The following is a 24,030-nucleotide window of genomic DNA, read 5'->3' on the forward strand; positions in this document are numbered from 1 at the left end:
TAGTTTTTCAGGCATTACTGTCTGACTAAATTAAAACTGATGTAAAAAGCCCGACCTTTATTGGTCGGGCTTTTTTTTGAGGGGAAGTTTGTGGTGTCCAACTAAAAAAATTTAGCTGCTTTGATTAAATTGATGACTGTCCTGCCTTTTTCCATGTTGACTCAAGTAAAATTTGGTGACTGTCCTAAGCTTTCCTTAAGATCAATAACCGATATTCGGTAAAAAGCCCCTCTGGTTGGGGGCTTAATTGTAAGGAAAATATTAGTTATCTTTATTAAATACTTTTTGCTCTAATAGCTTATATGCTGCATGCTTTAACTTGAATTCTTCCTCTGCTTCTGCTTTTTTACTTGGATCAACTTTATCGGGGTGGCATGAAAGAAATACTTTTTTTGCCTTTGATTTTGTTTTGTCTTCAGCATTGGTTATGCCAAGGTCTTTCCAGGCTTTTGATATATCATAGGTATAAGGGGACTCGCCGGCTTCATACTGAATGCCATCCTTCCATGATGGAAACATCCAGGGGTTTTTTAATTGTTGGACTGTGGTTTCTGGTCTTACATAAAAATCTCCCATCATTTCAACAACATATTTTACATCCATAAGAATAAAGCGTTCATCTGCCCGTTTTATAACCACTTTTTTTACATCACCTTGAGGATTTGTAAAGGTAACGCAGCGATCAGAAATTTGTTGGAATGATTCATCTGAATCTGCATTTGCCCTTAACCATCCGTTTATTTCATCAGGAAATTTTACATTGTAGTGTGGTTGATTAGTGGATTTAGGTGCTTTGGGGACTGACCCTTCAAATGAAGAATAAGAATACCCAGGGCAAGGCTCTTCTGTGGCCCTTCTGGATCTATAAGATTCATTACGTGGACCTTGAAAATCCCAGGGATTCGAGCGGTTATTATGATTTCTTTTTGGGGGGGTATCTGAAAATCTGGATCGATATTGGAACCCAAAAGGTCTTCTTCTTTGGTAACTACTGCTTCTGTCGCTGGCGTACGTATATCGATGAGAACTTCTTTTGCTTGATTTTTGAGAGGTTTCTTTTGCTGGATTTGATGGCTTAAAGATTGTTTGCCTTTCGTCCGGAGATAATGTTTCTCTAAAACTATTATATATGGTGTATTGTTGATCTATAACTTTTACATTATTAAAATATTTTGATCTTGTTCTTAACGCTTCTCGTTCTTCGATTTTGGTTTTGAATCGTTTTAAACTATCGCAAAGGCCGTTTTTTTCTAATATTTGTAGTACAGCTTTATTGAAGTCTTCAAGAGATAAATTTTCTTGTGTGACAATGACTCTGAGTTTTTCTTTTGGTTCAGTAAAGCTGGATGTGTCAATTTTCAAATGGGCAGATACTTCATCGATGAATAGTTCTGGGGTTAATGGTTGGTTTTTACTTTGTTGGTGCTTTTGCTCAACAGAAGCTGCTTCTTCGGTATCAGGGGATAGATTATCCAGGGCGTCCTCAAAAACAATGCCATTATAAGAAGCTATGGAGTCAGAGGCATCGTAATACGTTTCTGTTTCTTCGTTTTTTCTGGAATCTTGTTTTGTATTACCAAGATTTTGGTGAACTGGACTTGATACGGTTATATGAAAATCATCCTTTGTTTTTTTTGGTAAGTCTGATTCTGTGGCAGCTATTCCCGTGACATCAATTAAATCACTGCAACAGCAAGGCTTACAGTAAATTCCAAATGGAGTGATTTCGCACAAAATAACGTCTACTTTTGATAGGGATACTTTATCAATGGCTGTCTCTCATGGCTTATCCATTCCAAAAAAGTCGTAAGCATCTTTGTGCAAACAGTTTAATTACTACGATTTCTGAAAGTTATGAGCAAATTCCAGATGTCCGACCAAACAAGGATTCCAGAAAAATAACAATACATGATGCCTCCATGTCCGCTTTTGCCATGATGCATCTCAAGTACCCATCGCTCCTCTCGTTTGAGCGTGATAAAACAGAGCAAGAAGTAAGGCATAACCTTGAGCACCTGTATCAGATAAAAAAACGTGCTCCCTGTGATACCAGTATGCGGGAAATCCTGGATCCAATAGATCCCGTAGAGTTCAAAAAGCCTTTTAAGACATTGCTGTCTAACGTCCAAAGGGGCGGATTACTGAAGGCATTCGAATTTCACTGCGGGAACTTGAAAAATCACTACTTGCTCCCGATCGATGGAACTGGGCTATTTTACTCCTGCAATAATAAAAAACCTTGTCAGGAGTGCTGTACTAAAAATAAGGGAAAGGCCAACGAAGCTCACTACCACCAGTTAATGGCAGCATGCATTGCTCACCCGGATCAAAAAACAGTCTTGCCATTGGCACCGGAAGCCATAGTTTGCCAGGACGGTTCGACCAAAAATGACTGTGAAAAAAATGCCATTAAACGGTTGTTTGCCACCATACGAGAGCATCACCCACGTCTAAAGTTCGTTATTCTTCTGGACAGTCTTTATGCTGACAACCCCACTGTCCAACTGATTAAGAGTTATGGCTGGCATTACATCATTGTCGCGAAAGATGGCAACCATGCCTCGCTGGTTGAAGCGATGGATGAGCTGGATAAAGAAGGAAAAGTTCACCGTGCTGAAAAAGTTAATGAAGAGACTGGAATTAAGTGGTGGTTTCGCTATGCCAATGACGTCAGGCTGAACAAGGCAAAATATGCAGAACAGGTTAATGTGCTTGATTTTGTCGAAACCGATAAAAAAGGTAAACAGCATATCTGGTGCTGGGTGACTGATATTCCGCTTAACGAAGAAACCATAGAACCCGTCATGAAAGGAGGGCGCTGCCGATGGCATATTGAGAACCAGACGTTTAACACCCTGAAAAATCAAGGCTACGATCTCGAACATAACTACGGTCACGGTGAGAAGCACTTAGCCACAAATCTGGCCTATCTGACGATGCTTGCTTTTCTCGTAGATCAAATACAGGAACTGTGCTGTCCCCAGTTTCAGGAAGCTTTAAGAACCCGCTCAAAAGGAGTCCGTATAGCATTATGGAAATGGATACAGGGCTATTTTTTGCATTGGCTGATAAAAACGTGGGAGGGGCTTTTTTACACAGTAACTCATGGTATTGAAGAGAAAAGGGTGATTCCATTCGATACATCATAACCGGCCATATCGTAGCTACGTTCAGGGGTGACATTTTTTCTTTAAAGCTCCGCTTTGTTAATTGGCGGCTCAGTTTTGATCGGCTTCATTATTTTTGCTGCCTTATTGTCAATACCAACGATCATCGACGTTCATCATGCGGGAATAGCTGATTCTGTGGATGGTTTGAAAAAGCTTGTGCCATGAGTAGTTCTGGCAGTACCTTTAACAAGGTTTAATAGTTTTTTTGTATAAAATGCTGCTGGTGAAATCATTGAATTAATTGCGTTATACATAATTTACTCCATTTTTTGTATTTTTATACATAATAAAAAGTTGTATCGGTTAATTAATATGACTGATAGATTAACGATTTTGCTGATTTAATATATGGCTAAAGTGTTAGGGTGACTAACAAAAATGGTTTTTTTTGCCTATGAGAGTGTTAGGTTTTTAATTATGATGATTCTTGGCTTTTCAGCTTAAGATAAAGGGTTGCTTCTTTTTATGTTGGTTGGGTGTTTTGGGTTGTTTGTCAGGTGGGCTGTTATCATTTGGAGAAAGCATACTGGAATGAATATGGTAATTATTACTTTTTAGAATAAAAAAATTTATTTTAAAAATTAATAGTTACTTTTATGGTGGTGGGTTTTGTATTTGGGATGATGCTGTTTGGTGAAATAGCCTAAGAAAAAGGATATTCTCTTGGGTATTATTGCTCAACTGGATAATCTTATCTGTCCTGTGTAGACCTAAATATAAAATAGATAATAACAAAATACCTCTTGCCTGTAGACAGGTCAGGTTTTCGCTCATGCTAAGCTTGTATTAGCAATAAAAGAATTAAATGCATGGATTGATTTACTTGTTTTTTTAATATGGAGGTTGTATTGTGAAAGGTTATCTTTTGGTTAAGCAGAATTTAAACTTGGGTATTTATAAAGAAAATGAGACGGCGCGTGTTCTGGAGGATGAGAAGAGGCGGCCTATTTTTTTTAATGATAGAAGTATTAAGGTTTATCCAAGTGTTTTTTCTAAGCTAAGTTGCAAGCAAAAAATGCAGGCGCAAAAAAGTCTTAAGGAATATAAAGTTCGTAACAGTTGTGAAAATTTGATAAATAGAATAAAAGAAGTTGATGCAGAAAAAGGCGAGCGTTTGAATAAAAAATTTAATAGCATGAAAAGTTTAGAAAAACTGGAAGAGTTTGAAGGTGCTTTAAAATATACACTCTCGGAATTAGCAGGGGAACGCTTGACAAAAAATAATCCAGATATAACAGACTTATCTGACTCTGACAGGCCGATGAAACTGGGTGAAAGATTTTCAGAACTTTATGATAATGAGTGGACAGATGCATTTGAAGCTTTAGATCGTTCTGGCAAGGCTGAAAAGAGCATTATAAATAAACTAAGGGACTGTGTTTTTGAGGCGGAAAAAATTTCAGCTCAAATAGAAGACAAACCTGAAGTTATTGAAAAAGAGGGTATAAAACTAGTTTGTAGATTATTTGGTAAAAGTCATTCGAATGATGAAAAACTATGTGCCTATGCTAAAAAATCACTGTCTATACTCGTTAAAGCTAAAAATCAAAGCCCCCCTATTGTACTTATGCCAGTGGCAAAACCGGGCTCGCAGATGGATGCAGGATATTATAGGGACTATACACAGTCCGGAAAAATCACTGACTATGTTGTTTGGCCTGCAATGCAGCTTTATAAAGATGGACCTCTTCTATGCAAAGGTGTAGCCCAGCCTCTTAAACAAAAAGTACGTTCTAAACGCTCTTTGCTCCCTGAAAAACAATCAGCTAAAACTACTAATCCCGCTCAGTTGGTGAAAAATCAAAACCCTGAAATCTATCATGAGTTTGAAATAAACTTAAAACGATTGAAAAACCTGGATCCTCATTCTGTTGATTCCTTCAAGTCTATCGCTGATTTTGAACAGGAACTCTCAAATGTTAATAATAAAAATCAGTTGGTTTTTTTGTTGAATAGTTTAAAGGCGGCTTTAAAAGAAATCGATGTGAAAAGACAGCATGAAGTTACGTCTGGATTTAGTGAGCTGTATGATGATTTATGGACAGATACCCATGAAATGTTAGTTGGCTCTGGAAAAACTGAGAGAGAAGCTATTGCCTTATTAAGGGATCTGATGTTTTGTGCAGAAGAAAATATAGAGAATAATGCTGGAGTAACCTCGATTGAGGTTTTGAATGATTTTGCTAAAAAACAAAAGGATACTGTAGATAAGCAAATGTTATTACCTTATCTCAATAAAGCGATGCCGATTTTGAAAAAGGCAAAGACACTTACTCCTGTCATTAAACTTACACAGCTTCCTGAATCAAAATCTGAAATGGATAAGAGCATGTATAAGGGGTATACTCGCTCAGGAAATATAATTGATTTTGTAGTATGGCCATCGTTACATCGAGAAGATGAAATTATATCCAAAGGAGTGGCTGAAGCAGTGGCCGTTGATAATAAAAAGAAAGAAGTAAAAGTGACTGGTCTATATAAAGAATGTAAGGAAACTATTGATAGAATAATTGTTTTAGACCCTAAAAGAAAAGATGGGTTAAATGAGAGGTTGATAAAATCTAATGGTAAAGGCTATCTTGGCAACTTTAAAAAAGAGTTGTTAAATGAACTTTCCCAGCTGATGGGTGAACGGCTGAGAAAAGGTAATCCAAATATAACCGATTTGTCTGATCCTGATAGGCCGATGAAGCTGGGTGAAAGATTTTCAGAGCTTTATAATAATGAATGGTCAGATGCATTTGAAGCTTTAGAGCGTTCTGGCAAGGATGAAAAGAGTATTATAAATAAACTAAGGGACTTTGTTTTTGAGGCGGAAAAAATTTCAGGTCGAATAGAAGATAAGCCTGAAATTATTGGAAAAGAGGCCGTAAAACTAGCCCATACATTATTTGGTAAAAGTCATGCAGATGATGAAGATCTACGCACCTATATTAGGGAAGCTTTATCTATATTAGTCAAAGCTAAAAATCATAGTCCACCTGTTGTTCTCAAGCCCATGGCAAAGCCGGGTTCACAGATGGATCTAAACAGTTACAAGCCTTATACTCAAACTGGGACAACCGTTGAATATGATGTCTGGCCTGCTATGTTGCTTTATAAAGATGGGCCTCTTCTGTGTAAAGGTGTAGCTCAGCCAGTAAAAGCAGGAGTCGAAGAAGACATAAAAGAAAAGCTAAACTTATTTGTCAATAATAAACTTGATATTAGTGCTGCCTATCAATGGCTAAAGAATCAGGATTTGCTTGTATTGCGACTGATACAGAAAAATTTTGACCAATATACCCGTAACTCTGAAATAGACAATGCACCTGCGCTTAAACGGGCTGTAGATGAGGTGGTTGCACAAATGAATCGAGCCAAACCATTTGTTCACAGCACCCAGCGTAATCGAGTTGATCCTACATGGCTTTAAGGCCTGGTATCCAGTCATGATGTTGGCTTTACTGTTTTATGGTTGTATTACCGAAGCCTTTTCCAGCCTGATCCACCGCTTCCAGATACTGCTGCTAATGTGCCGGAATGAATGCGCTGGCGTTTGTTGTTGCCGTAGGGGGTAATATATAGCAGCAGAAAATGCACAATGGAATTAGTAGATCATTTCAATGCAATTGTTGGGTGGTCAGGGCTGATGTTTGGTTATGGAGGTGAATCCATTGGCGCTGTGCTTGAGCCTGACTGCTCTATATCAATAAACCATGCAGTCATGGATGATAAAGTCACCAAACAATAGATATAAGACAAATTGTTGTTTTTCCAGACTTAAGGCTCGTTGAATCAACGGCCTTTTGCAGGATTGGTAGTAAGACCAGTCACTTAACAGCATTCATTCAATAGCAATTATAACAACTGGCCCCGGTTCTCTTTTTGAAAATAACAAAGGGGCAGGAGGAAGTAATGGGACGAATGTTTTATCGTGTAGGAGAGTGGTTGTCAGGCGGTAGTCTTGTAATGAGAATACTGATAGCCATTATTGCCGGTATCTTGCTGGCTGGTCTGATGCCCTCGGCAGCTGTTCCTGTTGGGTTTCTTGGTATGTTATTTGTGAATGCCCTGAAGGCCGTTGCACCTGTTTTAGTGCTGGTTCTGGTGGCATCATCCATTGCAAATCAAAAAAGCAGTTCTCAAACCAGTATGAAACCTATTGTTGTTTTGTATCTGGTGGGTACGTTTCTGGCTGCATTAATTGCAGTCATTATGAGTTTTCTTTTCCCCACTACCCTGACATTAATGACTGCGAACCACAGTACGGTACCCCCTTCCGGTATTGTTGAAGTCTTTAATGTCCTCCTGTTAAAGATGGTGGATAATCCGATAAGTGCGCTGATGAATGCTAATTTTATCGGTATTTTGGTATGGGGTGTGGCCTTGGGTTTCTTTTTGCGTCATGCATCAGAAAGTACCAAAACCATGCTGTCTGACTTGGCTCACGGCATTTCATCCATTGTCCGCTTTGTGATTCAGCTGGCACCTTTTGGTATTTTTGGCTTGGTATCCAGCACTATTGCCAAAACAGGATTTGGTGCCTTGATTGGTTATTCCCAGTTATTGGTAGTGCTTATTGGCACAATGCTGATCCTGGCGTTGATCATCAATCCGCTGATTGTTTATCTGAAAATCAAAAAAAATCCATACCCGCTGGTATTCCGTTGTCTCCGTGAAAGTGGCGTAACGGCTTTCTTCACCCGTAGCTCAGCAGCTAATATTCCCGTGAATATGCAACTGTGCAAAAATCTGAATTTGCATGAAGATACCTATTCTGTGTCTATTCCCCTGGGGGCAACCATTAATATGGGCGGTGCTGCCATCACCATTACTGTACTGACCCTGGCGGCAGTGCATACATTGGGGATTCAGGTGGATATAGCAACAGCGCTGTTGTTAAGCCTTATTGCCGCTATTTCAGCTTGTGGTGCCTCTGGCGTCGCCGGTGGTTCCTTATTACTCATTCCATTGGCCTGTAGCCTGTTTGGTATTGACAGTGATATTGCCATGCAGGTGGTTGCTGTCGGCTTTATTATCGGTGTGTTACAGGATTCCTGTGAGACCGGTCTGAACAGTTCTACCGATGCCCTGTTCACAGCGGCAGCCTGCATGGCTGATGAGGCAAAGCAGGAACAAACTGAAGGTAAGGTAGTGCACAATCACTAGTTCGTTATGACAGAGGGGAATACAGCCTTATGCCTATTCCCCTCTAACCTCTAACCATTCTGCCTGCTTTCCCAGGCATCCATCCTCTTTTTTATCGCATTGTAACGCTCCAGGGGCATTCCATTTTTTGCCAGTTCGCGCTCTTTTACCAGAGAATTGTCTTTAGTGACAATAGTGAGTTTGTAGCCGTTATCCGTAGGTATAACTTCGCCTACTTTAAGATTGGGGTTACCCTTGCGGAGCAGGCGGGCTTCCGCCAGAGTCCTGGTTTCATCGGCGGTATAGCTGCGGTTCATCTGTTCTTTCATTCCTGGGCCTCTCGTACCATGTCTGCCATGATGCCCTTTCTGCCCCTGATGCATTTGATGGCCTCCATAACAGCCACCACCGGATTTGCCATCATTATTATCGTTGTCCCCCCACCAGGCAAAGGCTGATGAAGTGGATAGTGCTGTTGCTAAAGCGGCTGCCATCATGATTGTTTTTTTCATAAGTGGGTCTCCATTTGAATGATAACTTCTATGGAAACCATTAAAGCCTCCAGATGTCGCAGAAATGTCCCTGAAGGTCGATTAATTGTCGCAAATTGTATCAATTGCCAGAATAGCTATCCAAAGGTGCAGTATCCGGCCTTTATAATTCCAATGAACAGGGTATGCAGTGCTGAGGTTGGCAGATGAATAAGCATATTTTAATAGTGGATGATCATTGTGAAATTCGAGATCTACTGGGGCAGTATCTGGCCAAGCATGGCTATCAGGTGAGCCTGGCGGATGGTGGTCAAGCCATGCGAGCTGTATTGGCAGCAGAAAAAATAGATCTGGTGGTGCTGGATATTATGATGCCGGGGGAAGATGGTTTATCCCTTTGTCGTTATTTGCAGGACAATAATGATCCTCCGGTGATCATGTTAACAGCTATGAGTGAAGAGGCAGATACTATCGTAGGTCTGGAAATGGGAGCGGACGACTATGTCACCAAACCCTTTAGTCCAAGGGAATTATTGGCACGGATTAAAGCAGTACTGAGAAGATCAGAGCATACAATGATTCAAGAACCCGCTAAAGCAGATTGTCGCGAAGTGCTGTTTGAAGGTTGGCGATTTGATATTAATCAACACCAGTTGATAAGGGATGATGGACTACTGGTGCCGCTCAGTGCTGCGGAGTACCGACTGTTAAATGCCTTTCTGGAACATGCTCATCAAGTATTGAGCCGCGATCAGCTAATGGATTTGACTAAAGGTCGTGAAGCCTTACCTTTTGACCGCAGTATTGATAACCAGATTAGTCGGCTGCGAAAAAAAATAGAAAAAGACCCTCGTCATCCAACCTTAATTAAAACCGTTTGGGGCGGTGGGTATATGTTCACAGAAAAAGCACGGTCTGCATGAAAAAAATTCTGCCCTCAAGCCTGGTGGCGCAAATGGTTTTGGCGGTATTGCTGGCGTTGATACTGGCACAGGTTATAAGTCTGGCTATTTTAGGGAGTGCTTATAAAACAGTATTGTTTGACATTAACCAGAAGTCACAGTTGAGGCAGGTAGAGTCCCTGGTCTGGCTGCTGGAAGAGAGTTCCTTGAATGAATATGGCGCTATTCTTGCCGCGTCAAGATCGCGAACAGTGTGGTTCACTGTGGATGATGCCACCCCCATTAAATCAACAATAATGACTGCCAGAGAGCAACGGTTAGAGCAACGCCTGTTGGATCGATTAGGTCTGTATTATCAGGGACGTATTCTCGTCAATATTAATGACAGGTCAGGAGAGCGAAGAAGGCAAAAAGAAAACATGGCCAGTGTTGAAGGGTTAAGGGGAGGGGCTTGCCGGAAGCCTGACAGTTGTGATCACCCATGGCATCACCATCGTCGTATGATGGATGGGGTGAGAGGGGAGTATGCAGGTAATAAACCACCCAGGCTCACCAGTCTTAAACTGTCAGTGCAATTGCAAAATGGGTTATGGCTGAACTTAAGGGCTTCATCACCGGTAGCGCCTCCTCTGGCGGCGGGACAGACCATTATTTTTCTCGGGCTGTCCATCGTGTTTGTCCTGGTGGCGCTGGCTTTTATGCTTCGGAGGATTACCAAGCCTTTGCGGATGCTGACCAGGGCATCCAACCGCCTGGGGGTTGGCGAGCAGGTTGGGCCGCTGCCTGAGTCCGGGCCGGGTGACTTGAAGGAAACGGTGCGAGCCTTTAATCAGATGAATGATCGTTTACAGCGGTTTGTTTCTGATCGTACCCGCATGTTAGCGGCCTTATCCCACGACCTGCGCACGCCTATTACCTCTATGCGTTTACGTGTTGAGTTGATGCCTGATAGCAAAGACCGGGACCGGTTGCTGTCAACTCTGGATGAAATGCAGCAGATGTCTGAGGCCACCCTGGCATTTATGCGGCAGGCGGCTGATAACGAGCAAACCCGACAGGTTGAGCTGAATGCTATGCTGGGAAGCTTGTGTGATGATTTGGCTGAGTTGGGTGCTAATGTTCAGTTTCATGAGGGGGAACAGGCGGTTATTTGTTGTCGTCCGGTCAGTATGAAGCGTGCCTGTCGAAATCTGATTGAAAATGCTGTCAAATATGGTGAGAAAGCAGAGGTGTGTTTTTTCCGTGACCAGGACAAGACATTGACTATTGTCATTCAGGATGCAGGTCCTGGTATTCCTGAAGATAAGATAAAAAAAGTGTTTGAACCCTTCTTTCGTCTGGAAGGGTCTAGAAACCGTGATACAGGGGGTATAGGATTAGGGCTGGCAATTGCCAGAAATATTGTTCGTAATCATGGTGGTGATATAGAGCTGGCCAACAGTGCCCAGGGATTCCAGGTTAAGGTAATCTTGCCCGGTATTTTGGGGTAAGGGTGAAAGTGAAGCGATGGGTGATGTACCGCACACTTGTGCTAACCCGCAGGAAAATTGCCTGTATTCCTTATCTTCTTGCACGTGATTGGCCGTTATTATAGAACGCTGGATCAAGAGGCGTTTACGTTGCTAAAACAGGGCGAGCAGCCTGGAAAATCGTCGATACCAAGAAATGACTTGTGTTGACACGCTGTTTTGTGCTTTGTAAAATGTCGCGTCTTTTGTCTAGGTGACATGGATCACCGGACCAAGTTCTTTATTACCATGGTTAGAACAAGATGAGTCAAGCTCAGCAAATTCGTATTCGCCTGAAGGCATTTGACCATCGCCTGATCGATCAGTCCACGCAGGAAATCGTTGATACTGCGAAACGTACTGGTGCTCAGGTGCGTGGTCCTATCCCACTGCCAACGCGAAAAGAACGCTTCACCGTTCTGATTTCTCCGCACGTCAACAAAGACGCTCGGGATCAGTATGAAATCAGAACCCACAAGCGTCTTCTCGATATTATCGAGCCCACCGAAAAAACCGTAGATGCACTGATGAAGCTGGATCTGGCAGCTGGCGTTGAAGTGCAGATCAGTCTCGGTTAATTACGGTCACGGGCGCTATTCAGTGTGCGCAGATCATTCGTGAAAAACACCGTTTGGAACGAGTGATATCCAGTCAGGATTCTCTATTGGCGAAAGCCTTGAAAGTATGTTGGCTGTTTGTGTAACGCTCTGAAATGAGCGGCCATAGTGGGTAATAGCCCCGTACACGAGAGAGGTTGAAATGACTATTGGATTAGTCGGCAAGAAGTGCGGTATGACCCGCATTTTTACCGAAGACGGCGCTTCTGTGCCGGTCACTGTTATTGAGGTTGATCCTAACCGCATTGCTCAGGTTAAAACCCTGGACGCTGACGGATACAACGCGATTCAGGTGACTACTGGAGCCAAGAAGGGTAGCCGTGTAAGCAAGCCCGAAGCGGGCCATTTTGCCAAGGCTGGCGTTGAAGCTGGTCGCGGTCTTTGGGAATTCCGTACAGACGCTGATGCTGAATACAAGCAAGGCGATCTGATCGGAGTTGATCTGTTTGAACAGGGTCAGAAAGTAGACGTTACTGGACGTTCCAAGGGTAAGGGTTTCCAGGGCGCTATCAAGCGTTGGAACTTCCGTACTCAGGATGCTACTCACGGTAACTCTCTGTCTCACCGTGCACCTGGCTCCATCGGTCAGTGTCAAACCCCAGGCCGTGTCTTCAAAGGCAAGAAAATGGCTGGGCACATGGGTGACGTGAAAACTACTGTTCAGTCCCTGGAAATCGTTCGCGTTGACGCTGAGCGTAACCTGCTGTTGATCAAAGGTGCGGTACCTGGTGCTACCGGTGCTGACGTGATCGTTAAGCCTGCAGTAAAAGTTAGCGCCTGAGGGGATAGACGATGGAACTGAATGTAACAGGTGCAGGCGCTGTTCAGGTCTCAGATCTGACTTTCGGTGCTGAATTTAATGAATCCCTGGTTCATCAGGCGGTTGTTGCTTTCATGGCAGGCGGTCGTCAGGGCACTCGTGCCCAGAAGAACCGTAGCGATGTAAGTGGCGGTGGCCGTAAGCCATGGCGTCAAAAAGGTACTGGTCGTGCACGTGCCGGTACTATCCGTAGCCCACTGTGGCGCGGGGGCGGCAAGACCTTTGCTGCCAAGCCTCAGGATCATGCCCAGAAGCTGAACAAAAAGATGTACCGTGGTGCTCTGCGTTCTATTCTGTCTGAGCTGATTCGTCAGGAGCGTCTGGTTGTTGTTGACCAGTTTGCTGTTGAGGCTCCAAAGACCAAAGAGATGGTAGCCAAGCTGAAAGAACTGAGCGTTGATAATGCTCTGGTTGTTGCCGACGAAGTTGAGCAAAATCTGTATCTGGCTGCCCGCAACATCCCGCACGTAGACGTTCGTGATGTACAAGGCGTTGATCCGGTCAGCCTGATTGCTCATGAAAAGGTTGTCATGACAACAGCTGCCGTCAAGAAATTCGAGGAGATGCTGGGATGAACCAGGAGCGTATCTATCAGGTTCTGCTTGGTCCGCACATTTCTGAGAAGGCCACTGTTGTAGCTGATGAACACGGCCAGTACGTCTTCAAGGTAGCCAAGACAGCCACCAAGCTTGAAATCAAAAAAGCAGTTGAACAGTTGTTTGAAGTGGGCGTTCAGTCCGTTCGCACTGTTGTGGTTAAGGGTAAGACCAAGCGTACTCGTCACGGTATGGGCAAGCGCTCAGACTGGAAGAAGGCGTACGTCAGCCTGGAGCAAGGTCAGGAAATTGACTTTGCCGATGCGGAATAAGGGGTTAAGTAATGGCCGTAGTTAAATGTAAGCCGACTTCTCCGGGTCGCCGCTTCGTTGTCAAGGTTGTTAATTCTGATCTGCATAAGGGGCGTCCTTACGCACCTCTGCTGGAGAAGAAGAGCAAGTCTGGCGGACGCAACAACGCTGGTCGTATTACCACTCGTCATCGTGGTGGTGGTCACAAGCAGCATTACCGTATCGTAGACTTCCGTCGTAACAAGGATGGCATTCCAGCTATCGTTGAGCGTCTGGAATACGATCCAAACCGTACTGCGCACATCGCTCTGCTGAAGTACATGGACGGTGAGCGTCGTTACATTATTGCACCTAAGGGTGTAAAAGCCGGTGCTGAGCTGGTTTCCGGTGTTGACGCACCTATCAAGGCGGGTAACACATTGCCTCTGCGCAATATCCCCCTGGGTTCCGTCATTCACTGCGTAGAACTCAAGCCAGGCAAAGGTGCGCAGATGATGCGCAGTGCTGGATCTTCTGCTCAGCTGGTAGCCCGTGAGGGTGCATACGCTACTCTGCGTCTGCGTTCCGGTGAGATGAGAAAAGTTCTGGCTGACTGTCGTGCCACTCTGGGTGAAGCCTCCAACAGCGAGCACAGCCTGCGCTCTCTGGGTAAGGCGGGTGCCAAACGCTGGCGCGGTGTTCGTCCGACTGTTCGTGGTGTTGCCATGAACCCGGTTGATCACCCGCACGGTGGTGGTGAAGGTCGTACATCCGGTGGTCGCCATCCGGTGACTCCATGGGGTGTTCCGACTAAGGGGCGCAAGACTCGCTCCAACAAGCGTACGGACAAAATGATCGTACGTCGTCGCAGCGCGAAGTAAGCCTAGAGAGAGGATACGATAGTGCCACGTTCTTTGAAAAAAGGCCCTTTCATCGATCTTCACCTGTTGAAGAAAGTCGAAGATGCGGCTGACAGCGGCAACAAGCGTCCGATCAAGACCTGGTCTCGCCGCTCCATGATTATCCCCACTATGGTGGGCCTGACGATTGCTGTACACAATGGTCGTCAGCACGTACCTGTTTTCGTTACTGAAGACATGGTTGGCCACAAGCTGGGTGAGTTTGCTGCTACCCGCACCTATCGTGGGCATGCGGCAGACAAGAAAGCCAAGAAGCGCTAAGAGGTAAGAGATGAAAGAAGTAGCTGCTGTACACAAAGGCGCTAGCATTTCTGCCCAGAAGGCGCGTCTGGTTGCTGATCAGGTTCGCGGCAAACCGGTAGCCCAGGCTATCGAGCTGCTGGCCTTCAGCCCCAAAAAGGCTGCCGTCCTGGTTAAGAAAGTGCTGGAGTCTGCTGTTGCAAACGCCGAGCACAACGAAGGCATGGATATTGATGAGCTGAAGGTGTCTTCTATCTTTGTAGATGAAGGCATGACTATGAAGCGCATTCGTCCCCGTGCCAAGGGCCGAGCTGATCGCATTCTGAAGCGGTCTTGCCATATCACGGTTAAGGTTGCAGAGGTCTAAGGAGCGATCAGATGGGTCAGAAAGTACATCCTAATGGAATCCGTCTGGGCATTGTTAAGCCGCACAGGTCTGTCTGGTATGCAGATGGCCGTGACTATGCTGACAAGCTCAATGCCGACATGGCGGTTCGTAGCTTCATTGAGAAGAAGCTGAAAAATGCGTCTGTAAGCCGCATTGACATTCAGCGTCCTGCGCAAAGCGCTCGCATTACTATTCACACTGCCCGTCCTGGCATCGTGATTGGTAAGAAGGGTGAGGACGTTGAAAAGCTGCGCAAGGAAGTCACCAAGATGGTTGGCGTTCCTGTGCACATCAACATCGAAGAAGTTCGCAAGCCTGAGCTGGATGCTATGCTGGTAGCTCAGAGCATTGCTGGTCAGCTGGAGCGTCGTGTGATGTTCCGTCGCGCTATGAAGCGTGCGGTACAGAACGCCATGCGTCTGGGTGCCAAAGGTATCAAGGTTCAGATCAGCGGCCGTCTGGGCGGTGCAGAAATTGCCCGTACCGAATGGTACCGTGAAGGTCGTGTGCCTCTGCATACCCTGCGTGCGGACATCGATTATGCTTCCTACGAAGGCCTGACCACCTACGGTATCCTGGGTGTTAAAGTCTGGATCTTCAAGGGTGAAGTGATTGGCGGACAGGTTGAGCAGCCTAAAGAGCCTGCGAAGCGCGCCAAGAAGCGACCAGCTAAAAAGTAAGGAGTGCGGTAATGTTACAGCCCAAGCGTACGAAATTTCGTAAGCAGCAAAAGGGCCGCAACCGTGGCCTGGCACACCGCGGCTCCAAGGTTAGCTTCGGTGAATACGCATTGAAAGCAACCGGTCGTGGACGTATAACGGCTCGCCAGATTGAGGCAGCTCGTCGTGCCATGACTCGTCACATCAAGCGTGGTGGTAAGATCTGGATTCGCATCTTCCCCGACAAGCCTATCACTGAGAAGCCTCTTGAGGTTCGTCAGGGTAAGGGTAAAGGTAACGTAGAGTACTGGGTGTGCCAGATTCAGCCTGGTCGCGTTCTCTATGAGATGGAAGGTGTGTCCGAAGAGCTGGCTCGTGAAGCCTTCGCTCTGGCTGCTGCCAAGCTGCCCGTGGAAACTGCCTTCGTTAAGCGGAGCGTAATGTGATGAAAGCTGCACAACTGCGTGAAAAAACTGTAGAGGAGCTCAACGAAGAGCTACTCTCTCTGCTGCGGGATCAGTTTAACTACCGCATGCAGAAAGCTACTGGCCAGCTGAGTCAGAGCCATCTGCTGAAGCAGGTCAAGCGCGATATCGCGCGTATCAAGACAGTGCTGATTGATAAGGCAGGTAAGTAAGATGGCTGAAGACAAGAAGGTCCGTACTCTGACCGGTAAGGTCGTGAGTGACAAGATGGACAAGACCATCACTGTCCTCATCGAGCGCCGGGTAACTCATCCGCTGTACGGCAAAATCGTTAAGCGGTCCACCAAGTTGCACGCTCATGATGAAAACAACGACTGCCGTATGGGCGACGTTGTGACCATCAAGGAGACTCGTCCTCTGTCAAAGAGCAAGACGTTTGAACTTGTTTCTATTGACGAGCGTGCTACTCAAATCTAAGGCTACGGTGCTTAGGGCCTGAGTGGCGCATCCGCTCTGGTGGAATGTTCGAGACAGCCGGCCTCCGGGTCGGTTACGCTACATTTTGGCTAGCGAGTACCCGTCTGCAGTTTGGGCTTGGAGAATAAGCAATGATCCAGACAGAAACTCAACTCGAAGTCGCTGATAACAGCGGCGCCCGTCGAGTTCAATGTATTAAGGTGTTGGGTGGGTCCCATCGCCGTTACGCCGGCATCGGCGACATCATCAAAGTAACCGTCAAGGAAGCGATTCCTCGCGGTAAGGTCAAGAAAGGCCAGGTGATGAATGCTGTTGTTGTGCGTACCCGCAAGGGTGTTCGTCGCCCAGACGGTTCCCTGATCCGTTTCGATGGCAATGCTGCGGTTCTGCTGAATGCCAGCAATCAGCCCATCGGTACCCGCATCTTTGGGCCTGTGACTCGTGAGCTGCGCGGTGAGCAGTTTATGAAGATCATCTCACTTGCGCCTGAAGTGCTGTAACGGAGAGGCAAGAATGAAAAAGATCCGTCGTGATGACGAAGTCATCGTAATTGCTGGCAAGGACAAAGGTAAGCGCGGTAAGGTTGTTACCGTACGTGCTGATGGCCGCCTGGTTGTTTCCGGAATCAATATGATCAAGAAACACCAGAAGCCTAACCCTATGCTGGGCACCCCTGGTGGCATCGTGGAAAAGGAAGCGCCTATCCAGGCTTCCAATGTTGCGATTCTGAACCCGGAAACCAACAAGGCTGACCGTGTTGGCTTCGCTTTCGAAGAAGGCAAGAAGCAGCGCGTCTTCAAATCTACCGGCAAGCCGGTTGATGCGTAAGGGGGGAACGATGGCGACTCTGAAAAAGACATACCGTGAAGAGATTTTGCCCAAGCTGAAAGAAGAGCTGGGTCTGAACAACGTTCACGAAGTTCCTCGTATCACCAAAATCACCCTGAACATGGGTGTGGGTGAAGCGATCGGTGACAAGAAGGTCATCGAAAATGCCGTAGCTGACCTGGAAAAAATTGCCGGTCAAAAAGCGGTTGTTACCAAGGCGCGTAAATCCGTTGCAGGCTTCAAAGTACGTGAAGGCTGGCCGATTGGTGTCAAGGTAACCCTGCGCAAAGAGCGCATGTACGAATTCCTGGAGCGTCTGGTTGACATCGCTCTGCCTCGTGTCCGTGACTTCCGTGGCTTGAGCTCTAAGTCTTTCGACGGCCGTGGCAACTACAGCATGGGTGTTAAAGAGCAGATTATCTTCCCGGAAATCGATTACGACAAGATCGACACTCTGCGTGGTCTGGACATTACCCTGACTACCACTGCGAAGAGTGATGAGGAAGGCCGTGCTCTGCTGAAGGCCTTCAACTTCCCTTTCCGTAACTGAACGATAGGTACGAGCTCTTATGGCAAAAGTATCCATGAAGCAGCGGGAGTTGAAGCGTCAGCAAACCGTTGCCAAATATGCTGAAAAGCGCGCGCAGCTGAAAGCTATCATCAATAATCCTAACAGCACTGAAGATGAGCGTTGGGATGCCCAGGTTGCCCTGCAAAAGCAGCCTCGTGACGCCAGCAAGGCCCGTCAGCGTAACCGTTGTCGTGTAACTGGTCGTCCTCACGGTTACTTCCGCAAGTTCGGCCTGAGCCGGATCAAACTGCGTGAAGCCGCCATGCGTGGTGATATTCCAGGTCTGGTTAAGGCCAGCTGGTAAGCGCGCGACACATCTTCGGGAGATATTAAAGAATGAGTATGCAGGACCCGTTAGCAGATATGCTAACTCGTATCCGTAATGCCCAAATGGCAGAGCACGCCTCTGTCAGCATGCCTACATCCAAGATCAAGGTTGCTGTAGCCAAGGTTCTGAAGGATGAAGGTTTTATCGCTGACTACCGTGTAGAAGGTGAAGCCAAGGTTGATCTGATCGTTGATCTGAAATACTTTGAAGGCAAGCCTGTTATTGAAAGCCTGAAGCGCGAAAGCCGTCCAGGCCTGCGTAACTACGCTGGTAAGGAAGCGCTGCCTAAGGTAAACGGCGGTCTCGGTATCGCTATTGTATCCACCAACAAGGGTGTTATGACTGACCGTGCTGCCCGCGCAGCCGGTGTTGGTGGTGAAGTTCTGTGCACCGTATTCTAAGGGAGGGGTAAAATGTCTCGAGTAGCCAAAAGCCCTGTTGCCATCCCTGGCGGTGTAGAGGTTAAGCTGAGCGGCCAGGATATCGCTGTTAAAGGCGCTAAAGGTCAGCTGGAACTGACAGTTCATCAGAACGTTGAAGTAAGCCAGGAAGATAATATCCTGACTTTCGCTCCACGTGACGGTGCCAAGCACTCCCGTGCACTGGCTGGTACCACCCGCGCCCTGATCAATAACATGGTTCTCGGCGTGACCAAGGGCTTCGAAAAGAAGCTGCAGCTGGTTGGTGTCGGTTATCGTGCCCAGGCCAAGGGCAAGACCCTGAACCTGACTCTTGGTTTCTCACACCCGGTCAACTATGAGCTGCCTGAAGGTGTGACTGCGGAAACTCCTAGTCAGACTGAGATCCTGATCAAAGGGGTCGATAAGCAGCTGGTAGGCCAGGTTGCTGCGGAAATTCGCGAATTCCGTCGCCCAGAGCCTTATAAGGGCAAGGGTGTTCGCTATGCTGACGAACATGTTCGTCGCAAAGAAGCCAAGAAGAAGTAAGGTAGGGTGAGATCATGATGGATAAGAAATCTGCTCGCCTGCGCCGTGCCCGCCGTGCACGGATGAAGATGCGTGAATTGGGTGCTAATCGTTTGAGCATCCACCGTACGCCTCGTCACATCTACGCGCAGGTTATTGCCCCTGAGGGTGATAAAGTGCTGGCTGCTGCCTCCACTGTAGAGAAAGAACTGCGCGGTGATGCTACCGGCAATGTAGACGCTGCTGTGAAAGTGGGTGCTCTGATTGCTGAGCGCGCCAAGGCTGCAGGTATTGCCAAAGTGGCATTTGACCGCTCTGGTTACAAATATCACGGTCGTGTTAAGGCGCTCGCCGACGCAGCCCGTGAAGCCGGTCTGGAATTCTGAGGGTAGGCGTCATGGCGAAAGAAGAGCGTAAGAACGACGAAGGCTTGATTGAGAAGCTGGTTCAGGTTAACCGTGTGGCCAAAGTGGTCAAGGGTGGCCGGATCTTTGGCTTCACTGCACTGACTGTAGTGGGTGACGGCAAGGGCAAGGTTGGCTTTGGTCGCGGTAAGGCCCGTGAAGTGCCAATCGCTATCCAGAAAGCAATGGAATCCGCTCGTCGTAACATGATCAATGTTGATCTGAACGGCGACACTCTGCAGTACCCTGTAAAAGCTCGTCATGGAGCTTCCAAGGTATACATGCAGCCTGCATCCGAAGGTACTGGTGTTATCGCCGGTGGTGCGATGCGTGCGGTACTGGAAGTGGCTGGTGTGCACAACGTGTTGGCCAAGTGCTACGGTTCCACCAACCCGGTGAACGTGGTTCAGGCTACTTTCAAGGGATTGCGCGACATGCGTTCTCCTGAAGACATTGCTGCCAAGCGTGGCAAGTCCGTTGAAGATATCCTGGGGTAAGTCATGGCTGAGAAGATGATCAAAGTGACGCTCGTAAAGAGCACCAACGGTCGCCTCGAAAGCCACAAGGCTTGCGTCCGTGGCCTGGGTCTGCGCCGCATTAATCACACTGTTGAAGTGGAAGACACTCCATCAGTTCGCGGTATGATCAACAAGGTATCTTACCTGGTGCGGGTCGAAGGAGAATAACATGCGTCTGAATACTCTGAGTCCGGCTGAAGGTAGCCGTAAAGAGCGCAAGCGCGTTGGTCGTGGCATTGGTTCCGGCCTGGGTAAGACTGGTGGTCGCGGCCACAAGGGTCAGAAGTCCCGCTCCGGCGGCGGCGTGAAGCCAGGTTTCGAAGGCGGTCAGCAGCCACTGCAGCGTCGTCTGCCAAAATATGGCTTTACTTCCCGTAAAGCCAGCCAGACTGCAGAAATTCGTCTGCACGAACTGGCCAAGGTTGAAGCGGATGTGATTGATCTGGCTGCGCTGAAAGCGGCAGACCTGATCAATGGTGGCATCCTGCGTGCTAAAGTGGTACTGTCCGGCGAATTGACCAAGGCCGTGACCGTTAAAGGTCTGGCTGTCACCAAAGGCGCTCGTACTGCGATCGAAGCTGCCGGTGGTAAGATCGAGGACTAAATGGCTAAGACACTACCTGTTGGGAATCAAGGCGGACTGAGCGAGCTGTGGTCTCGCGTCAGATTCGTGTTTCTGGCGATCCTGGTATACAGGATTGGCGCGCATATACCTGTGCCGGGCATCAATCCTGATGCCCTGGCCCGGATGTTTCAGCAAAATGAAGGGACCATTCTAGGGTTGTTCAACATGTTTTCCGGTGGTGCACTGGAACGCATGTCGGTACTGGCCCTGGGTATCATGCCCTACATTTCGGCATCCATTATCATCCAGTTGATGACAGTGGTTAGCCCCCAGCTGGAGCAACTCAAGAAAGAGGGTGAATCCGGGCGCCGTAAAATAAGCCAGTACACCCGCTACCTGACTGTAGCTCTCGCGTTTGTCCAGGGACTTGGCATGACCGTTGGTCTTGCCAACCAGGGCGTAGCATTTACTACTGACATTAGCTTCTACGTAGTGGCTGTTGTAACGTTTGTCACAGGCGCTGTCTTTATGATGTGGCTGGGCGAACAGGTAACTGAGCGAGGCATCGGTAACGGGATTTCGATTCTTATCTTTTCAGGTATTGTCGCCGGTCTTCCGAATGCGATAGGGCGGTCCTTTGAGTCCGCCCGCCAAGGGGATATCAATATCCTGGCGCTGCTGGCTGTTGCTTTGCTGGCCGTTGCGGTTATCGCATTTGTGGTCTTTATCGAACGGGGTCAGCGTCGTATCACCGTTAACTACGCCAAGCGTCAGCAAGGTCGTAAGGTGTTTGCGGCGCAGAGTAGCCATCTGCCCCTGAAAGTGAATATGGCGGGTGTTATTCCGGCTATATTTGCTTCCAGCCTTCTGCTGTTCCCGGCATCTATTGCCCAGTGGTTCGGTCAGGGGGAAGGGTTGGAATGGTTACAGGATATCGCTATGGCGATGGGTCCTGGTCAGCCATTGAACATCATTCTGTTCTCGGCGGGTATCATCTTTTTCTGCTTCTTCTATACTGCACTGGTTTTCAACCCGAAAGACGTTGCAGACAATCTGAAGAAGTCCGGTGCATTTATTCCTGGCATTCGCCCAGGGGAACAATCTGCACGGTATATTGATGGTGTCCTGACTCGACTGACCATGTTCGGTGCCATTTATATGACGGCAGTCTGTCTGTTGCCTCAGTTCCTGGTGGTTTCGGCCAATGTGCCATTCTACCTTGGTGGTACCAGTTTGCTGATCGTGGTGGTTGTAGTGATGGATACCATGGCCCAGGTTCAGTCGCACCTGATGTCCCATCAGTACGAGTCGCTGCTGAAGAAATCCAATCTTAAGGGCTATGGCTCAGGCGGCCTGATCCGCTAGGCCGGTTCTGCAACGGTTGTGGAGTGAATAATGAAAGTACGTGCATCGGTTAAGAAAATCTGCCGTAACTGCAAGATTATCAAGCGCAATGGCACTGTTCGTGTAATTTGCGTTGAGCCTCGTCACAAGCAGCGTCAGGGCTAATTCTGCCGGTTGCCTTCGGGTTTCCGCATAAAGAATACGCTCTGTCTAAAGTGACTTTAGGCAAACACAACCGCTCATGAGTATCATGAGCGGTTGTGTTTTATCGAATAGGGGATTAAAATTTCCGCCTTTCGACCTGTTTATCTGTCTAGTGTCTTTATGGTTTCTTAACCTGAAGGCTAGCAGGCGAAGAAAAACAGCCATGAGGAAGTTGACTCGGGCTGGTAAAATAGCCCTGCATTCATCATGGTGCCGTGTATCAGTTCCTTTTATCAGCAATGATAAAACTGCTTTGACACGGTAAATGTAATAACGGAGACGATTGAATGGCCCGTATTGCTGGCGTCAACATTCCGGATAACAAACACGCCGTTATCTCGTTGACCTACATTTTTGGCATCGGCAAGACTACAGCGGCTCAGCTGTGTGCTACCACTGGAGTTAACCCGGCTGCCAAAGTATCTGATCTTTCCGAAGAGCAGTTAGAGTCCCTGCGTGGTGAAGTTGCAAAGCTTGACACCGAAGGTGATCTGCGTCGTGAGATCAGCATGAATATCAAGCGCCTGATGGATCTGGGTTGCTACCGTGGTATCCGCCACCGTCGCAGTCTGCCAGTTCGTGGTCAGCGCTCTAAAACAAATGCGCGTACTCGTAAGGGTCCTCGCAAACCAATTCGTAAGTAAGAATGAGTACATCCATTGATCCCCACAAGGGTTCCTCAATGGGTCGCTTCATTCTCTTGATACAGGATTTGTTCTAATATGGCAAAGCCAGGTACTCGTTCACGTAAAAAGGTGAAAAAGACAGTTGTGGATGGCATCGCCCATATCCACGCTTCTTTTAACAATACTATCGTGACCATTACCGACCGCCAGGGTAATGCACTGTCTTGGGCTACAGCCGGTGGTTCCGGTTTCCGTGGTTCCCGTAAAAGCACTCCCTTTGCTGCCCAGGTTGCAGCCGAGCGTGCTGGACGTGCTGCCGCTGAATACGGTCTGAAGAATCTGGACGTCTGCGTTAAAGGACCTGGGCCAGGCCGTGAATCCGCTGTACGCGCTCTGAACGCCTGTGGGTACAAGATCACTAACATCAACGATGTTACCCCGATCCCCCACAATGGTTGTCGTCCGCCCAAGAAGCGTCGTGTATAAGCAGGAGACGGTAATAAATGGCTAGATATATCGGTCCAAAGTGCAAGCTGTCTCGTCGAGAAGGCACTGATCTCTTTCTGAAGAGTGGTGTTCGTCCCCTCGAGTCCAAGTGCAAGGCAGAAATTGCTCCTGGCCAGCATGGCCAGCGTCGTGGTCGTCTTTCTGACTATGGCGTACAGCTTCGTGAAAAGCAGAAGGTTCGTCGCATCTACGGCGTACTGGAAAAGCAGTTCCGTAACTATTACAAGGCAGCTGATCGCAAAAAAGGGGCTACAGGTTCAAACCTGTTGCAACTTCTTGAGTCTCGCCTTGATAATGTAATTTATCGCATGGGGTTCGGCTCTACCCGTGCTGAAGCACGTCAGCTGGTCAGCCACAAAGCTGTCCTGGTGAATGGTAAGGTCGTAAACATCCCGTCTTATCAGGTTGCCCCTGGTGACGTAGTTGCCATTCGTGAGAAGGCAAAAAACCAGCTGCGTATCAATGCAGCCCTTGAAATTGCAGCTCAGCGTGGATTCTCCACCTGGGTTGAAGTAGACGCTACCAAAAAGGAAGGTGTCTTCAAGGCGCTGCCCGAGCGGAGTGACCTGGCAGCAGACATCAACGAGAACTTGATTGTCGAGCTGTACTCCAAGTAAGGGAAACAGTTAGGTGGGG

35 protein-coding genes are annotated in these 24,030 nt (G+C 47.3%); 32 read left to right on the forward strand and 3 right to left on the reverse strand.

All coding sequences use genetic code 11. The annotated features are described in order from the left end of the window. Positions 1-261: 261 nt before the first annotated feature. Complete coding sequence (locus MJ595_RS07070; protein ID WP_263081733.1) at positions 262-1,734, reverse strand: J domain-containing protein; 1,473 nt, start codon at positions 1,732-1,734, stop codon at positions 262-264. A 47-nt stretch (positions 1,735-1,781) separates the two neighbouring features. Between MJ595_RS07070 and MJ595_RS07075 the strand changes: the two genes are divergently transcribed. After that, a complete protein-coding gene (locus MJ595_RS07075) occupies positions 1,782-3,149 on the forward strand; it encodes a transposase (RefSeq protein ID WP_263078002.1) in 1,368 nt (455 codons plus the stop codon). A 134-nt stretch (positions 3,150-3,283) separates the two neighbouring features. Here MJ595_RS07075 and MJ595_RS07080 read toward each other — a convergent pair whose 3' ends face one another. Next, positions 3,284-3,424, reverse strand: a complete 141-nt coding sequence (locus MJ595_RS07080; RefSeq protein WP_263081734.1) for a hypothetical protein — start codon at positions 3,422-3,424, stop codon at positions 3,284-3,286. 596 nt (positions 3,425-4,020) lie between these two features. On the opposite strand from MJ595_RS07080, the gene MJ595_RS07085 reads away from it, so the two are divergent. The 3 genes from MJ595_RS07085 to sstT all read left to right on the forward strand — a co-directional run bounded on the left by MJ595_RS07085 (position 4,021) and on the right by sstT (position 8,321). Continuing rightward, the gene (locus MJ595_RS07085) at positions 4,021-6,585 is read left to right on the forward strand and encodes a hypothetical protein (RefSeq protein WP_263081735.1); all 2,565 of its coding nucleotides are present in this window, start codon (positions 4,021-4,023) and stop codon (positions 6,583-6,585) included. A gap of 168 nt (positions 6,586-6,753) precedes the next feature. Continuing rightward, positions 6,754-6,903 carry a hypothetical protein gene (locus MJ595_RS07090; RefSeq protein ID WP_263081737.1) on the forward strand — a complete coding sequence of 50 codons (150 nt, stop codon included), beginning with the start codon at positions 6,754-6,756 and terminating at the stop codon, positions 6,901-6,903. A gap of 164 nt (positions 6,904-7,067) precedes the next feature. Beyond that, positions 7,068-8,321 (forward strand): serine/threonine transporter SstT, encoded by a 1,254-nt coding sequence (sstT, locus tag MJ595_RS07095; protein WP_263081738.1) that lies wholly within the window; start codon positions 7,068-7,070, stop codon positions 8,319-8,321. Positions 8,322-8,371: 50 nt separating this feature from the next. On the opposite strand, the gene MJ595_RS07100 is transcribed toward sstT, so the two are convergent. After that, a complete protein-coding gene (locus MJ595_RS07100) occupies positions 8,372-8,812 on the reverse strand; it encodes a hypothetical protein (RefSeq protein WP_263081740.1) in 441 nt (146 codons plus the stop codon). Positions 8,813-8,997: 185 nt separating this feature from the next. Between MJ595_RS07100 and MJ595_RS07105 the strand changes: the two genes are divergently transcribed. The 28 genes from MJ595_RS07105 (at position 8,998) to rpsD (ending at position 24,011) form a co-directional block, all read left to right on the forward strand. Then, complete coding sequence (locus MJ595_RS07105) at positions 8,998-9,714, forward strand: response regulator (protein ID WP_263081741.1); 717 nt, start codon at positions 8,998-9,000, stop codon at positions 9,712-9,714. Then, a complete protein-coding gene (locus tag MJ595_RS07110) occupies positions 9,711-11,183 on the forward strand; it encodes an ATP-binding protein (RefSeq protein ID WP_263081743.1) in 1,473 nt (490 codons plus the stop codon). Before MJ595_RS07105 ends, MJ595_RS07110 begins: the two co-directional genes overlap by 4 nt. Positions 11,184-11,464: 281 nt before the next feature. Further along, on the forward strand, positions 11,465-11,779 hold the full coding sequence (gene rpsJ / locus MJ595_RS07115; protein WP_034841731.1) for a 30S ribosomal protein S10: 315 nt from the start codon (positions 11,465-11,467) through the stop codon (positions 11,777-11,779). Positions 11,780-11,960: 181 nt separating this feature from the next. Further along, the gene (gene rplC, locus MJ595_RS07120) at positions 11,961-12,599 is read left to right on the forward strand and encodes a 50S ribosomal protein L3 (RefSeq protein WP_263081744.1); all 639 of its coding nucleotides are present in this window, start codon (positions 11,961-11,963) and stop codon (positions 12,597-12,599) included. An 11-nt stretch (positions 12,600-12,610) separates the two neighbouring features. Next, positions 12,611-13,213 carry a 50S ribosomal protein L4 gene (gene rplD, locus MJ595_RS07125; RefSeq protein ID WP_263081745.1) on the forward strand — a complete coding sequence of 201 codons (603 nt, stop codon included), beginning with the start codon at positions 12,611-12,613 and terminating at the stop codon, positions 13,211-13,213. Next, entirely contained in the window at positions 13,210-13,506 is a 297-nt protein-coding gene (gene rplW, locus MJ595_RS07130) for a 50S ribosomal protein L23 (protein WP_263081746.1), read from the forward strand. Before rplD ends, rplW begins: the two co-directional genes overlap by 4 nt. Positions 13,507-13,517: 11 nt before the next feature. Continuing rightward, positions 13,518-14,345: a 50S ribosomal protein L2 gene (gene rplB, locus MJ595_RS07135; RefSeq protein WP_263081747.1), complete on the forward strand. Its 828-nt coding sequence runs from the start codon at positions 13,518-13,520 to the stop codon at positions 14,343-14,345. Positions 14,346-14,366: 21 nt separating this feature from the next. Then, positions 14,367-14,645: a 30S ribosomal protein S19 gene (rpsS, locus tag MJ595_RS07140; protein ID WP_263081748.1), complete on the forward strand. Its 279-nt coding sequence runs from the start codon at positions 14,367-14,369 to the stop codon at positions 14,643-14,645. Between the two features lie 10 nt (positions 14,646-14,655). Beyond that, positions 14,656-14,991 (forward strand): 50S ribosomal protein L22, encoded by a 336-nt coding sequence (gene rplV / locus MJ595_RS07145; RefSeq protein ID WP_263081749.1) that lies wholly within the window; start codon positions 14,656-14,658, stop codon positions 14,989-14,991. A gap of 11 nt (positions 14,992-15,002) precedes the next feature. Then, a complete protein-coding gene (gene rpsC, locus MJ595_RS07150) occupies positions 15,003-15,692 on the forward strand; it encodes a 30S ribosomal protein S3 (protein WP_263081750.1) in 690 nt (229 codons plus the stop codon). 11 nt (positions 15,693-15,703) lie between these two features. Next, on the forward strand, positions 15,704-16,117 hold the full coding sequence (gene rplP, locus MJ595_RS07155; RefSeq protein WP_263081751.1) for a 50S ribosomal protein L16: 414 nt from the start codon (positions 15,704-15,706) through the stop codon (positions 16,115-16,117). Then, complete coding sequence (gene rpmC / locus MJ595_RS07160) at positions 16,117-16,308, forward strand: 50S ribosomal protein L29 (RefSeq protein ID WP_263322471.1); 192 nt, start codon at positions 16,117-16,119, stop codon at positions 16,306-16,308. The genes rplP and rpmC overlap by 1 nt, the downstream gene beginning before the upstream one ends. Before the next feature lies 1 nt (position 16,309). Further along, positions 16,310-16,573 carry a 30S ribosomal protein S17 gene (gene rpsQ, locus MJ595_RS07165; RefSeq protein WP_263081752.1) on the forward strand — a complete coding sequence of 88 codons (264 nt, stop codon included), beginning with the start codon at positions 16,310-16,312 and terminating at the stop codon, positions 16,571-16,573. 131 nt (positions 16,574-16,704) lie between these two features. Further along, positions 16,705-17,073 (forward strand): 50S ribosomal protein L14, encoded by a 369-nt coding sequence (gene rplN, locus MJ595_RS07170; RefSeq protein ID WP_263081753.1) that lies wholly within the window; start codon positions 16,705-16,707, stop codon positions 17,071-17,073. 13 nt (positions 17,074-17,086) lie between these two features. Beyond that, complete coding sequence (gene rplX, locus MJ595_RS07175) at positions 17,087-17,401, forward strand: 50S ribosomal protein L24 (RefSeq protein ID WP_263081754.1); 315 nt, start codon at positions 17,087-17,089, stop codon at positions 17,399-17,401. Positions 17,402-17,411: 10 nt separating this feature from the next. After that, on the forward strand, positions 17,412-17,951 hold the full coding sequence (gene rplE / locus MJ595_RS07180) for a 50S ribosomal protein L5 (protein WP_263081755.1): 540 nt from the start codon (positions 17,412-17,414) through the stop codon (positions 17,949-17,951). Between the two features lie 19 nt (positions 17,952-17,970). Continuing rightward, a complete protein-coding gene (gene rpsN / locus MJ595_RS07185; protein ID WP_263081757.1) occupies positions 17,971-18,276 on the forward strand; it encodes a 30S ribosomal protein S14 in 306 nt (101 codons plus the stop codon). Positions 18,277-18,308: 32 nt separating this feature from the next. Beyond that, on the forward strand, positions 18,309-18,701 hold the full coding sequence (rpsH, locus tag MJ595_RS07190; RefSeq protein WP_263081758.1) for a 30S ribosomal protein S8: 393 nt from the start codon (positions 18,309-18,311) through the stop codon (positions 18,699-18,701). A gap of 12 nt (positions 18,702-18,713) precedes the next feature. Then, the gene (gene rplF / locus MJ595_RS07195) at positions 18,714-19,247 is read left to right on the forward strand and encodes a 50S ribosomal protein L6 (protein WP_263081759.1); all 534 of its coding nucleotides are present in this window, start codon (positions 18,714-18,716) and stop codon (positions 19,245-19,247) included. Between the two features lie 14 nt (positions 19,248-19,261). Next, positions 19,262-19,612, forward strand: a complete 351-nt coding sequence (gene rplR, locus MJ595_RS07200; RefSeq protein WP_263081760.1) for a 50S ribosomal protein L18 — start codon at positions 19,262-19,264, stop codon at positions 19,610-19,612. 11 nt (positions 19,613-19,623) lie between these two features. Then, entirely contained in the window at positions 19,624-20,127 is a 504-nt protein-coding gene (rpsE, locus tag MJ595_RS07205) for a 30S ribosomal protein S5 (protein WP_263081761.1), read from the forward strand. Between the two features lie 3 nt (positions 20,128-20,130). Next, positions 20,131-20,316 carry a 50S ribosomal protein L30 gene (gene rpmD / locus MJ595_RS07210; protein ID WP_209276238.1) on the forward strand — a complete coding sequence of 62 codons (186 nt, stop codon included), beginning with the start codon at positions 20,131-20,133 and terminating at the stop codon, positions 20,314-20,316. 1 nt (position 20,317) lies between these two features. Further along, positions 20,318-20,752, forward strand: coding sequence for a 50S ribosomal protein L15 (gene rplO / locus MJ595_RS07215; protein WP_263081763.1), 435 nt, complete (start codon positions 20,318-20,320; stop codon positions 20,750-20,752). Further along, the gene (gene secY, locus MJ595_RS07220) at positions 20,753-22,078 is read left to right on the forward strand and encodes a preprotein translocase subunit SecY (RefSeq protein WP_263081765.1); all 1,326 of its coding nucleotides are present in this window, start codon (positions 20,753-20,755) and stop codon (positions 22,076-22,078) included. It begins immediately after the preceding gene. A gap of 30 nt (positions 22,079-22,108) precedes the next feature. After that, the gene (gene rpmJ / locus MJ595_RS07225) at positions 22,109-22,222 is read left to right on the forward strand and encodes a 50S ribosomal protein L36 (protein ID WP_263081766.1); all 114 of its coding nucleotides are present in this window, start codon (positions 22,109-22,111) and stop codon (positions 22,220-22,222) included. A 326-nt stretch (positions 22,223-22,548) separates the two neighbouring features. Continuing rightward, positions 22,549-22,905: a 30S ribosomal protein S13 gene (rpsM, locus tag MJ595_RS07230; RefSeq protein ID WP_263081767.1), complete on the forward strand. Its 357-nt coding sequence runs from the start codon at positions 22,549-22,551 to the stop codon at positions 22,903-22,905. 78 nt (positions 22,906-22,983) lie between these two features. Continuing rightward, entirely contained in the window at positions 22,984-23,373 is a 390-nt protein-coding gene (gene rpsK, locus MJ595_RS07235; protein WP_263081768.1) for a 30S ribosomal protein S11, read from the forward strand. Positions 23,374-23,390: 17 nt separating this feature from the next. Further along, on the forward strand, positions 23,391-24,011 hold the full coding sequence (gene rpsD, locus MJ595_RS07240; protein ID WP_263081769.1) for a 30S ribosomal protein S4: 621 nt from the start codon (positions 23,391-23,393) through the stop codon (positions 24,009-24,011). Positions 24,012-24,030: the final 19 nt, after the last annotated feature.

The sequence above is a fragment of the Endozoicomonas sp. Mp262 genome (genome assembly GCF_025643335.1).
Lineage (GTDB): Bacteria > Pseudomonadota > Gammaproteobacteria > Pseudomonadales > Endozoicomonadaceae > Endonucleibacter.